Annotated in this window: 12 protein-coding genes; all 12 read left to right on the plus strand. The window is 42.6% G+C overall.

The genetic code is table 11. The features are described from left to right. The first annotated feature begins 5 nt into the window (after positions 1–5). The 12 genes from ABJL82_RS08725 to ABJL82_RS08780 all read left to right on the plus strand — a co-directional run bounded on the left by ABJL82_RS08725 (position 6) and on the right by ABJL82_RS08780 (position 12,850). Positions 6–494, plus strand: a complete 489-nt coding sequence (locus ABJL82_RS08725) for a flagellar hook capping FlgD N-terminal domain-containing protein (RefSeq protein WP_347274346.1) — start codon at positions 6–8, stop codon at positions 492–494. Positions 495–625: 131 nt separating this feature from the next. Beyond that, entirely contained in the window at positions 626–2,221 is a 1,596-nt protein-coding gene (locus ABJL82_RS08730; RefSeq protein WP_347274347.1) for a flagellar hook-basal body complex protein, read from the plus strand. 927 nt (positions 2,222–3,148) lie between these two features. Beyond that, positions 3,149–3,877 carry a flagellar basal-body rod protein FlgF gene (gene flgF / locus ABJL82_RS08735; protein ID WP_347274348.1) on the plus strand — a complete coding sequence of 243 codons (729 nt, stop codon included), beginning with the start codon at positions 3,149–3,151 and terminating at the stop codon, positions 3,875–3,877. 20 nt (positions 3,878–3,897) lie between these two features. After that, positions 3,898–4,686, plus strand: a complete 789-nt coding sequence (gene flgG / locus ABJL82_RS08740) for a flagellar basal-body rod protein FlgG (RefSeq protein WP_347274349.1) — start codon at positions 3,898–3,900, stop codon at positions 4,684–4,686. Positions 4,687–4,703: 17 nt separating this feature from the next. Further along, a complete protein-coding gene (gene flgA, locus ABJL82_RS08745) occupies positions 4,704–5,744 on the plus strand; it encodes a flagellar basal body P-ring formation chaperone FlgA (RefSeq protein WP_347274350.1) in 1,041 nt (346 codons plus the stop codon). Positions 5,745–5,886: 142 nt separating this feature from the next. Beyond that, positions 5,887–6,507 (plus strand): flagellar basal body L-ring protein FlgH, encoded by a 621-nt coding sequence (locus ABJL82_RS08750; RefSeq protein ID WP_347274351.1) that lies wholly within the window; start codon positions 5,887–5,889, stop codon positions 6,505–6,507. A 128-nt stretch (positions 6,508–6,635) separates the two neighbouring features. Then, positions 6,636–7,784, plus strand: coding sequence for a flagellar basal body P-ring protein FlgI (locus ABJL82_RS08755; protein ID WP_347274352.1), 1,149 nt, complete (start codon positions 6,636–6,638; stop codon positions 7,782–7,784). A gap of 599 nt (positions 7,785–8,383) precedes the next feature. Further along, a complete protein-coding gene (locus ABJL82_RS08760) occupies positions 8,384–9,544 on the plus strand; it encodes a glycosyltransferase family 4 protein (RefSeq protein ID WP_347274353.1) in 1,161 nt (386 codons plus the stop codon). Between the two features lie 19 nt (positions 9,545–9,563). Beyond that, on the plus strand, positions 9,564–9,968 hold the full coding sequence (locus ABJL82_RS08765) for a nucleotidyltransferase domain-containing protein (protein WP_347274354.1): 405 nt from the start codon (positions 9,564–9,566) through the stop codon (positions 9,966–9,968). Positions 9,969–9,976: 8 nt separating this feature from the next. Further along, the gene (locus tag ABJL82_RS08770) at positions 9,977–10,411 is read left to right on the plus strand and encodes a DUF86 domain-containing protein (protein ID WP_347274355.1); all 435 of its coding nucleotides are present in this window, start codon (positions 9,977–9,979) and stop codon (positions 10,409–10,411) included. A 131-nt stretch (positions 10,412–10,542) separates the two neighbouring features. Further along, on the plus strand, positions 10,543–11,700 hold the full coding sequence (locus ABJL82_RS08775) for a glycosyltransferase (protein WP_347274356.1): 1,158 nt from the start codon (positions 10,543–10,545) through the stop codon (positions 11,698–11,700). Between the two features lie 115 nt (positions 11,701–11,815). Further along, positions 11,816–12,850, plus strand: coding sequence for a hypothetical protein (locus tag ABJL82_RS08780; protein WP_347274357.1), 1,035 nt, complete (start codon positions 11,816–11,818; stop codon positions 12,848–12,850). Positions 12,851–12,870: the final 20 nt, after the last annotated feature.

A 12,870-nucleotide genomic window follows, 5' to 3' on the forward strand; every position in this document is an offset into this window, starting at 1 on the left:
TACCCATGAGTACTACTAGTACCACAAGTTTAGGCTCTGAAATCACAACGGATAGCTTTCTTACGCTTTTTACCACGCAGATGCGCTATCAGGACCCGCTAGACCCACAGGACAATTCAGAATTTCTGTCACAGTTGGCGCAATTCACCACACTGGAGCAGACATCGCAGCAGACGGAATACCTTGCTGACCTGGCGTCACTTGATACCGCTTCACTGCAACTGGATCAAATCGGGATCGCTTCCGGATTCATCGGCAAAACCATTACCTACAGCGATGAAAATGGAGAAGGAGAATATACCGGCGTGGTAGAAGGGGTAAAGCTTGAAGAAGACGGTACGGTATCGTTTGTCATAGACGGCGAATCCGTTTCCATATCGAATTTTATACAAGTGGAAAGCACCGCCGCCACCGTAGAAGGAGAAACCGAAACTGATTCAGGCGACGGGATATCATCCGTAGTTGACGACACAACGGAAGAGACGACAAATTAATTTACGATTTACGATTTTTTCAATCTGTCCAATCTGTGAAATCTGTGGTTTCTTTTTTTATTAATCCACAATTTACGATTTTGCCTAAACAGTTACAATATTTTTAATCGTTAAACGAAAGGAGGCACACAATGGGTTTAGGAGGAGCATTATACGCGGGTGTAACGGGTATCCGTTCACACCAGAGCTGGCTGGATGTTATCGGAAATAACCTGTCCAATATTAACACTTACGGATATAAATCATCCCGGTTGCTGTTTTCAGACCTGATCAGCCAGGATAAAGGGAGCGGCGGGGTTAATCCTATGCAGATCGGCATGGGCGTAAAGGTCGGAAGCATTTCTTCCCTTTTTAGCCAGGGAACCCTTGAGGCAACGAATAATGAATTCGATTTTGCCATTCAGGGTGATGGGTTCTTTGTATTGAACGGCGGCAATAAAAACTTCTTTTCCCGGGTAGGGACGTTTGCCACAGACGCCAGTAACCAGCTCGTTGACTCAACCACCGGTTATCAGATATTAGATTCATCCGGCAAAACTATTACCATTCCCTACGGTTCATCGGTTTCAGCGACAAAAACATCAACGATGACCCTGACCGGTACCCTGGAATCCACCCCATCTAGTTCTTCGGGCGAGGTATTGTTACTGTCCAGCGCCCTTACTAGTAGCGACGTAGCTGCAACCGGAGCAACCACATTAAACGCCTTGGATACCAATACGACAGATTACACCGATGGAGATATAATCACTATCTCTTACACAGAACCTGATGGGACTTCGGGTTCTGTGGATTTTACTTATGGTGCAACAAATGACGGCACCACGGTAGCCGATTTGCTGGCATATATAAATGAGAATGCGTTTGGTGATTCCACCGGAACAGCAGAAGATGGTTCTGCATTTGCCACTCTTTCTTCCAGTGGAAAAATTATTGTAACATCAAGCACCGCGGGCGAAGATGAACTCTCTCTTTCGATATCAGATAGCAGCACTGCTACCGGCACATGGACAAATTACAGTTTAAAGGCTTCAACTTATACGACCTCCACAACCATTTATGACTCACAGGGAACAGGACATAACGTAACGCTTTCCTTTATTAAGAAGGATGATGGAGAATGGGATATGCGCGCAAGTATGCCGAGCGCTGACGGCACAATTACCACAAATACCATAAGCGCAATTATTTTTAATGATGACGGCAGCCTTAAATCATCAGGGGACACCACCCTTACCTTTAAATTTGATGGAATAACCACTTCACAAACTGTGAAGTTTAAACTTGGAACATTTGGAAAAACTGACGGCATTTACCAGAGCGGCAAAGGTTCTTCGGTTACCGCATCAGAGCAGGACGGTTCCGAATCGGGTAGTTTCAGTAGTTTTTCGGTTGATACGGATGGCACTATGTACGCATTATATTCAAACGGAACATCGAGCAAAATTGCCCAGTTGCAACTCGCCACGTTTGGCAATGTACAGGGGTTAAGAAGGTCCGGAGATAACTTATATGAACAAACAGACTCTTCCGGAGAACCGCTTTACACCACTGGCGGAACAGGAAGCGCCGGAGATATATACAATGGATATTTAGAGGCGTCCAATGTGGACATGACGTCGGAACTGACGTCGCTCATCATGGCGCAAAGAGGTTTCCAGCTTAATTCCCGTGTTATCAGCACCGCAGACGAGGTGCTCGCGGAAGCCGTTAACCTTAAGAGGTAATTTTCCGGCCTTTTAGATAATAATTTGGGACTCCTCTCTCTTTTTCACTTGCCCACAAAGAGAGGAGTTCTCCAGATTAACATTTCCCAATATCCGCTCAATAAATAGAAGAAAACACATACCAAGGTAAACATCTATCAGGTTTAGACGGGGAATGTAAATGTATTACCCCTATTTATTGAGCCGATACTGGAAATTGTCATTTGTAGTGCGACGAACCTCGTCGCACTACATGAATTTAGTGGGCTTCGCCATGTAAGGCAGGCAATGCCATCGGAAAACTACATTCGCGGGTTCAGGTTTGTAACCTGAACCAAACGTTTTATACTTTCAATCCCGCCTTCTATATTCTAAACAGGGATTTTGGGATTTGGGCATTGGAATTTTACCGCAGTACATGGCCCCATTATACGCATAAACCAATAGGTTCAGGTTGCAAACCTGAACCCGCCAGGAGTTTTTGTTTTTTCAAAAATCTAAACCGTTACTCCCATCCCAACCGTGCTAAACCATTCACCATTCACCATGAGCTATGAACCTTTTTCATGTAAGTTTTTTCAACAATACCCTCTCGCACCAGGAAAATTTATTCACCCCCGACGGGAAATAATTGCCCTCTTCTTTCACAGCATATTGAAAATGTATTATTCCATACCCGGCGCAACGATATTGTAACAATTTGCAGATACACATCTTAAATGCACGCACCATGCATCACTTTATTTATTACTGCTTTTGGTATTGGGATTGCTACCTTAATGCAGCAACAGTAGGGGCGAAGCATTTGCTATAACTGGCATACATGCGTTCATGCCCAAACATACAAATGCTTCGCCCCTACACCGTGCGGCAAACATTGTTATTATTGGAATTTTTCAAAAAACTAAATTGTTACTTTTTTTTTGTAACCATGGAGGAGAGAGGGAAATGATTAGCGGCTTATACACCGGAGCAACGAATATGATGGGACAGGGGGAATATCAGGCCGTTATTGCCCGGAATCTGGCAAATGTAAATACCGTCGGATACAAAAAGAATATTGCCGTATTTGAGTCTTTCGTTGCCGGTGCAAAAAACCAGACAAAAGAGGCTTCAGAAGGGACGGGCAGTACTTTAGGAAAAGTGGCGACCGATTTTTCACCGGGGGTGATGCAATTCACCGGCAATGAACTTGACCTGTCAATAAAGGGCGATGGTTTTTTTGAAGTTCAAACCAAAGCGGGGATCGCTTATACCAGAAGCGGGCAATTTATGCTTTCCCGCGACAGGACAGTGGTAACCCCTGAAGGCTGGCCGTTGATGAGCAGTGGGGGCCCTATTCAAATACCGGCGAATGCACAATCATTCACCTTTAAAACAGATGGTTCTGTTTCCGTAGATGGCAAAACGATAAGCAAACTCAATATCGTTAATTTTTTGAACCCTGACGGACTTAAATCAATCGGCGGAAGCGCTTATGTCGCATCGGATAAAGCAAACCCGACCACTGCGGAGGGAACGGTTGAGATTGCACAGGGTTATCTGGAAAAATCAAATGTAAACGTTATCGATGAAATGGTAAATATGATTGCCAATATGAGAAGCTTTCAATCCGGCAATAAATCAACTGACTCCATAAACGATTCTTTGAAAAAACTTATCGGACTTGTCTCATAAAAATCTAAGGAGAATATAACATGCTACGAGCGCTCTACACAGCAGCAACAGGTATGAAGGCACAACAGCTTTACCTGGACAATGTTTCAAACAACTTATCAAATATTAATACCACAGGGTTTAAAAGGAGCCAGGTCAACTTTCAGGACCTCCTTTACAGCAAACGGTATATAGCGGGTTCTGAGTCTGCGCAGGGTTTCGAAATCCCGGCAGGTATTCAGCTTGGAGGCGGTGTGAGAACAATTTCCATTTCCAAGGTGTTTTCCCAGGGTAATCACGTAAACACCGAGAGAGATTTAGACCTCGCTATCCAGGGAAAAGGGTTTTTCCAAATCCAGCAGTCTGACGGCAGCATTGCATACACGAGGGACGGTTCATTTGAATTAAACAGCAAAGGGGAAGTCGTGACAGCGGACGGATTGCCATTATCGCCCTCTATTACGATTACTGACGCAACGGAAATTTCTATTGGAACAGATGGAACAGTCTATGTGAAAGGTTCAGACCCCAGCGGGACGCTTCAGAACGTCGGGCAAATCATGCTGGCAATGTTCCCCAATTCTTCCGGACTAGACAGTCTTGGCAAAAATCTCTATCTTGAAACTATGGCGTCGGGTTCCCCTATTGTAGCGGTACCGGGAGAACAGGGAACAGGAGAGATTTATCAGGGATTTCTTGAAAATTCCAATGTTGAAACCGTTACGGAACTCGTAAGCCTTATCACTGCACAGCGTGCTTACGAAATTAACTCCAGGGCAATATCGGCAAGCGATGAAATGTTATCCACCATTAACAGTATGGCCAGGTAAAGAATGAGGGACGAAGAATGAGAGACGAGAGACGAGGGACGACGGACGACGGACGACGGATAATTCCCCTCCCTCTGGGGGGGGCTAGGGGGGGGATATTCATAATATTCATAATGTTTGCAATCGTTTCAGTATCCTTTGGACAACAGATTACGGTCGGGTTGAAAGAATCCGTATCACTGCCCGAAAAGGAAGTTACCCTTGGCGATATTGCAGACCTGTCATGCAGTGACGCAGGCCTTTTAAACAAACTGCATAACGTATTTATCGGAAACACCCCGTTGCCTGGCAATGTCAGAAAAATAGAAAAGAATATTATCGCTTCCCGTCTGCTGGACGCAGGAATAAACCCCAATGAAGTCTCGTTTGGCGGGAATGATTTTACCATGATATCCGTAGAATCATTCACCATTACCGGCGACGAGATTTTACAAACCGCAAAAGAGTTTGTCATCTCAAAGCTTTCTTACTCAGAGAGAAATGAAGAAATCGTTGTCGAAGCCGAAAGGCCTCCAAACGATATAATGCTGCCACTGGGCGGAGGAATTATGCGCATAGAGGTTTCACAGGTAAATGCAAACAAAAGCAGCGGCAGGGTTCAGGTAGTGGTACGGATTTATCTTGATGAGAAACAATATCATAAAATACCCATGTATTTTACTATACGGCGCTATGAAGAAATCGTAGTCGCCAACAGGAAAATCAGCAGAAACGATATTTTAACCGCTAAGGATATTTGTATAAAACGTATCGAGACAACAAACATGCCGGGGTTTACTACCATTGACAGTGTAGAACCTCTTTTGGGGAAACGTGTCTTATATACAATTCCTCCGGACAAACCTCTTACGCAAAACATGGTAGATGACCCCGCAGTGATAAAAAAGGGCGAACTCGTCAAGATTCTTGTAAAAATCGGCAATCTCAGTATTCTCACAAAGGGAGTTGCGAAAGAAGACGGTTACAAAGGACGGGCAATTAAGGTTATGAATTTAGATACAAAAAAGGAATTATACGGCGAAGTGAAGGATGATTGCACCGTTAAGATAATCCTTTAGGGCAATCGGCAATCGGCAATCAGCAGTCGGCAGTCGGCAATCAGCAAATTGAGGATTGAGGATTGCGGACTGAGGACTGAGGACTGCTTTTAACACTTGGTCAAAACATTTTACATCAGGACAACCACTGGCGGAGTCTATTATGAAAAACAAAACTATTCCCTATCTTATTGCGTGTTTCGCCTGTATTGCATTCGTAACCAATGCTATGGGAGAATCTCTCTGGCAAAAACGAATTACGTTAAATACAAACCTTTATAATGACAACAGGGCAATGCGTATCGGCGACATTGTAACGGTTATGATCAATGAGTCAACGGCAATTACCGGAAAAGAAGATTCCAGCGCAGATCAAAGCACTAGCCATAACATCAATATCGATGCTTCAGATTTTTCAAGAAAATTAGGGGCATTGCAAGACTATTTACCCAATATAAAAACAGACACTGAGCACGCTTTTGGCGGCAAGGGGCAATACGACAGCAGCCGCAGCCTTCAATTGGAAATCACCGCGGTGGTAACGGAAATATTATCAAATGGAAATCTTATTATTGAAGGAAACAGAGAGGTGGACATTAATAAGGAAAAATACAATATAAAGGTATCAGGGATCATACGGCCAATCGATGTAACTGTGGATAATGTAATTCAATCAAGCTCGATTGCAAATGCCAGTATAAGCCTTGAAGGCAAAGGATTTTTGACAAATGCCGCCAAACGGGGCTGGTTTTATCGTATAAAGGAATTTGTATCACCATTTTAAGCTAGTTATGAAGTACGGTTTAAAATCCTAGAATAATAAAAAAAGAGAAACCACAGATTACACAGATTACACAGATTTAATAAAACACTGAAAGAGAAATTATCTATTAACAACTTACGGTGAATGCTATGGAAAGAAAACAATTTACAATAAGATTTATGCAGAAGTGTGTTATAACGTCTTTTATTATCGCAGGCACAACACTGATAAGTCCCTTTGTACATAACGTACAGGCTGCCGTACGAATTAAAGATATTGCGTATGTTCAGGGCGTGCGTGAAAACCAGCTTTACGGATATGGCATAGTTATCGGACTCCAGGGAACGGGCGATAACAGTCAAATCTTCAAACTTACCAGCCAAATGGCAGTAAATGTATTCGAAAAACTGGGGGTGCTAATGGATGAAAAAGACTTCTTTTCCAAAAACACCGCAGTGGTCATGGTTACCACTAATATCCCTGCATTTGCAAGGCCTGGCGATAAGCTGGATATAACGCTTTCTTCCATTGGTGATTGCAAAAGCCTGGAAGGTGGCGTGTTGCTTCAGACCGCATTGCAGGGCGCAGATAATGAAGTATATGCCGTAGCTCAGGGCGCTCTCACCGTAGGCGGCTACAGCATCGAAGGCGACGCACAGTCTGTAAGGAAGAACATAGCCACTACCGCCCACATTTCAAACGGAGCGATCGTTGAAAAGGAGATTCACACCACCTTTTTGAAGGGACAATCGCTGAATATTGTGCTGAGAGACCCTGATTTTACCACCTCCACAAGGGTAACAGAGCTTATTAATAATATTTATCCAAATTCTTCGGTTGCGGTTGATGCGGCGGTTATCAATATAAGACCCCCGCAGGGATTTCAGTCCGATGAGACTATAGTAAAATTCATCTCTACCCTGGAAGAACTTTACATTAAAACCGACAGCGTCGCTAAGATAATTATTAATGAACGCACCGGCACCATTGTTGCAGACCAGCATGTCAGAATATCCACAGTTGCAGTTGCCCATGGAAACCTCAGCATAACGATCAAAGAAGAAAAGGAGGTTTCACAGCCGAATATGCTGGGCGCAGGTGAAACAAGGGATATGGAGCGCACGGATATACAGGTAAGCGAAGAAAAAAGCAGATTAACCGTACTGCAGGAAGGCGTCTCTATTTCCGATGTTGCGCGTGCACTTAATGTATTGGGCGTAACCCCAAGAGACCTCATATCAATATTCCAAGCCATTAAAAAAGCCGGCGCATTGCATGCGGAACTGGTAATTATGTAAATGTGAAAACAAAATAAATACCATCGGCAATCGACAATCCTCAATCGGCAATCCTCAATCGGCAATCGACAAATTGCAGACTGTGGATTGTGGATTGTGGATTGTGGATTGTGGATTGTGGACTGTGGACTGTGGATTGTGGACTGTGGACTGTGGACTGTGGATTGTGGACTGTGGACTGTCGACCAGGCGCGGGTTCAGGTTTGCAACCTGAACCAAACGTTTCATGCCCACTACCCAACCTTCCATTACCAGAACAAATGATAAATAAATTCCACATGCCAAACAGCGACTTTGTGATTCAGGCTTTGGAATTTTACCGCAATACATTGCCCCACTATACGCATAAACTCAATCCACAATCCACAATCCTCAATCGGCAATCGGCAATCTACAATCGACAAATTGCAGATTTCAGATTGTGGATTGCCGACTGTGGATTGTCGACTGTGGACTGCTGACTTCTGGCCTCTGACTTCTTCAACTCGTCTCTCTATTTTCCGTTTCCTTCTCTTCCGTATTTTGATATACTTTCGCTTTAATTTTACACGCATTAAGTTGGGGTATAAAAGCCAAAAACCTTACCCATTTTTTCACCTATGGAAAAACTCAGAATAGGAATAGTTAGCTCATGGTGGAATCGGGGACAAAGTACGGTTTCCCGTTATCTCAGGTCTGTTTTTGACAGTTTGGGGCATCACACATTCGTACTTGCCCGCCCAACAAGCGATACCGATGATTTGCCAAATTTTATCTCTACGGCCGACGTATGGAACCAGAGGGACGTTACCAGGGCATCACGTTTTTTCATCCCCTTAGAAGAATATCTCTCATGGGTAGAAAAAAATGCCATCCGGATCATTTTTTTTGATGAAAACAATGAGTATGACAAGATTAAATATCTGCGGTCACATGGCATAAAAACCTTTGGCCGTTTCGTCTGGGAAGGTTTTGGGGAAAAACATGCAAAAGGCCTTAAAGCAATCCTCCGGACACGGGATATAAATGCTTTTTACCGGTATGCGCGGGAATGCTTTACCAATAAGGACGTCATTGGCGCAAAGGAGGCATTTGATATTGTCTATTCTCTTACAAAATGTGAACAGGCGCGATATAAAGACTTTGGGATTGACAGCCCCTGGATACAGTGGGGCTGCCATCCGGAACTCCTTGCAGTAAAACCGCAAAAACGTGCGGATGCTATTTATTTTTTCTTTCCGGGCGGTTTTCAGGGGGCTAGAAAACCGATGAGAAAGACGGTTGAAGCCTTTATGAAGGTAAAAAATCCTGACATTCGCCTGATTATTAAAGCACAGGGAGCAAGGACAACTACCGAGAATATAGATGACTTTTCAGATGCACGGCTCATAAAAATTGTGAAAGACCTGCCCGCAAAGGAATATTATGATTTATTCTCATCATGTCATGTATGTTTGGCTCCAAGCAGATGGGAAGGTTTGGGACAACATTTTTACGAAGCAATCTCCTTCGGATTACCCACAATCACCAACAACATCCCCCCTCACAATGAGGTCATTGAAGACGGAAAGAATGGTTTGCTTGTAAAATCGGTCAAAATTGGTTATAAACAATCGGGTATATCCATCTACGACCCTGATGTGGATGACCTTGCAAGGGCAATAGAGGAACTGTCTAACGTAAATAAAATAACGGAACTCTCAAACAATACAATACAATTGCAAAAAAAATATTCATGGAATACCACCACCGAACATATAAAAAAGACTTTTGGATTATAAAGAGAGAGAGAGGTCGCTAATGAACATTTTAACGTCAAAGCCTGAAATTGATCATATTGCCAGGAAATACAACCTCTTGTTAGTTATACTTTATGGTTCTCAGGCAAGCGGGCGAACTTGTAAAGAAAGTGATATTGATATTGCTGTTTTGGGAACAAGACCCATCACCTTTGAAAATCTGATTGATTTGAATAACGAATTTGCTGAAATATTTAAAGTTAAGGAAATAGATGTAAAATCCCTTCATAATACCAATTCCCTGTTTCGTTATCAGGTAATGAGTAAAGGAGTTCTGCTTTACGGTAAGAGTTATGATTATAATTCTTTTAAATCCTATGCCTTCCGCGATTATTATGATAGCCAGGACCTTTTAAGATTAAAAGAAGTGCTTATTAAGAAACGGCTGCAAAATTTAGGCGTTTAGTATTTTAGATGATTGATAAAGAATTTTTAAAAGAAAAACTGAATTTAATTACCCGTGATTTGGAAAGATTAAAGATATTCTATGATTTTACAATTAGCCAGATTGCGGAAGATTTTATAAAGTATGCGGCGCTAAAAAATATCTTAATGGAGATCATTGGCAGGGCTATCGATATTAATGAGCACCTTATTTCTGAATTGGCCCGACCGGATATGGAAGCGCCAAAGACATATAGAGACACATTCTTACTCCTTACGGACTTGAATGTTTTGCAGAGGGATTTTGCCGGAGAAATCTCGAAAAGCGCCGGATTTAGAAATGCAATTGTTCATGAATATAACAATTTAGATAAAAGTATTATCTATAAAACAGTCGGAGATGCTATAAATCAATATGCAAAATATTGCAATTATATTTTGAAATTCATAGAAAGAACCTCTTGAGAACAACTGCGGCACAGTTATATAAAAAATAAAACATCCGAAAGCAAGAGAACTCATTGTACACCGCCGGCATTAACGTATCCTTAGCTTTTACGATTTGTTTGATGATAGTAAAATAAAAGAAAGGTAAAATGATGCATATCGGAATAGTCAGTACCTGGCTAAACAGAGGACAGGCTACTGTTTCACGCTATCTGCGCTCTATATTAGATGAACTTGGACACAAGACCTTTGTGCTTGCAAGGCCCACAAGGGATAATGACGCCCTCCCGAAATTCATTGCAAAATCAGATGTATGGGAACAAGAAGGCGTCTCCCATGCCTCTAATTTTGTAATCCCCTTAAAAGAATACAAAGAATGGGCTGCCCGCCATTCACTCGATATGATATTCTTTGATTCAAATTTGCAATTTAAGGAAATTGCGGCGTTACGCGCAATGGGGATAAAGACCATCGGAAGATTTATCTGGGAAAGTTTCGGGATACAACACCTTACCGGTTATAAAAAAATACCGCGAAAACCATTTATGTTGAAATTTGTTGGAAGATGTTTATTAAGCAATTCAGGCATACGCCCCATGAAAGGCGCAATAGACGCATATGACATAATTTATTCTTTAAACAAATGCGAATGCACACGATACGCTGACTTTGGCATTGACAGCCCGTGGGTGCCGTGGGGATGTCATCCGGAACTTCTCAATTCCGTGTCGAAAAAACGGGAAGACGCCATTTATTTTTATTTTCCCGGGGGCTTTCAGGGCGGCAGAAAACCCATACGAAAAACAGTCAAAGCCTTTACGCTGGTAAAAAACCCCAATATAAGGCTCATTATCAAGGCGCAGGGAGAGCGGTCAAATACCGAACATATCGATGATTTTACTGATAAAAGAATTATACACATTAAAGAAGATTTATCTGCAAAGGAATATTATGATTTGTTTTCTTCATGCCATGTATGCCTCGCCCCAAGCAGGTGGGAAGGGCTAGGGCAGCATTTTTATGAGGCAATCTCTTTTGGATTGCCCACAATCACCAATAACATCCCGCCGCATAATGAGGTTATACAAGACCGGTATAATGGCATTCTCGTTAAATCACACAAGACCGGCTACACCACTTCAGGTATTCCCTACTTTGACCCTGATGTTGAAGACCTTACACGTGCAATAGAGGAATTATCCGATCCGGAAACGGTGAAAGCATATGCAGGAAATACGGTGGCCTCACAAAAAATCTTTTCATGGAAAAATACGATAAGACATGCAAAAGATGCCTTTGGCCTGTAAAATATTATAGATTACCGCCTCCTTACAGTCATTAGTCATTAGTCAGTAAATCCCCCTCCCTCTGGGGGGGGTTAGGGGGTCGTCTTACGATTCTTTTTTGTGGAGATATAAGTGAATGGAAGTTTATTTTAGCACGGTGGTACGGCAGGGGCCAATTGCACAGGGCGGGGAATTGGTTAGCATTGACTGGGCAACAAAAAAAATAAAGGGCAAAACAACGTTATCGCCTACCGACCCGCTTATTACAGAAAAAGACGATGCTAACCCACGGGGCAACTCAAGGGGAGGAAGAGGCATTGTTAAGATTAATGATACAATCTATGTCGCAACCTATCATAGCCTGCTGCTTTTTGACCCTTCCCTTACTCCAAAAGGGAAGATATCAAATAATTTGTTTGTCGGATTGCATGAGATTTTTCATCATGATGACGTAATTTGGCTTACCTCCACCGCAATAGATTGCGTGATTGGCATTGATACACAAGGAAATTCCATCAAATCCTGGTGGGCAAGGGAAAGTCAAACCCTGCTGAAGCATTTTTCCCTCACACAGTTGAAGATTGATAAAACAACCGACAACAGACTGCTGTGGCTGAAAGTCTTACCAGCCAGACAGCCAAGCCATACGCATTTAAATGCAGTTGCAGTGCATAATGATGAGTTATATGTCCTCCTTAACCGGTTTGGCGCCGTTTACAATACGACAACGAATCGTCTTGTACTGGAAGACCCCTCTATAAAAGGATGCCATAACCTTGTGTTTTTTGAAGATAAAATAATAATTAATGATACCCAGGGAAAAAGGGTGATGGTCTATGCACAGAACGGCACACTAATCAAGGCTTTATCTTTATTAGACTTTCCTGAAATAAATGCCATATACAAACTTGCAAACAACGCTTCCAAGGCAAAGTCATCTTCCTTTTTCAAAGGCATTAACTTTTTTTCACGTTTTTTAAACAGGGAGCATGAGATTAAAAGCCCGTTATTCTTGCGCGGACTTTGCCCTGCCGGTCAATCCCGTATCCTTGTGGGATTTTCTCCCGCAACTATTGCGGAAATTGATATTGAAAAAGGAAGGCTTCTCGACCTGTTTCCCTATTCTCAGGATATTGCCGTATGTGTGCATGGATTACTGGCATGTAGTTGATGTATAATTTTCAGAAGGAT

Source organism: Candidatus Kuenenia sp., from assembly GCF_039794105.1.
Lineage (GTDB): Bacteria > Planctomycetota > Brocadiia > Brocadiales > Brocadiaceae > Kuenenia.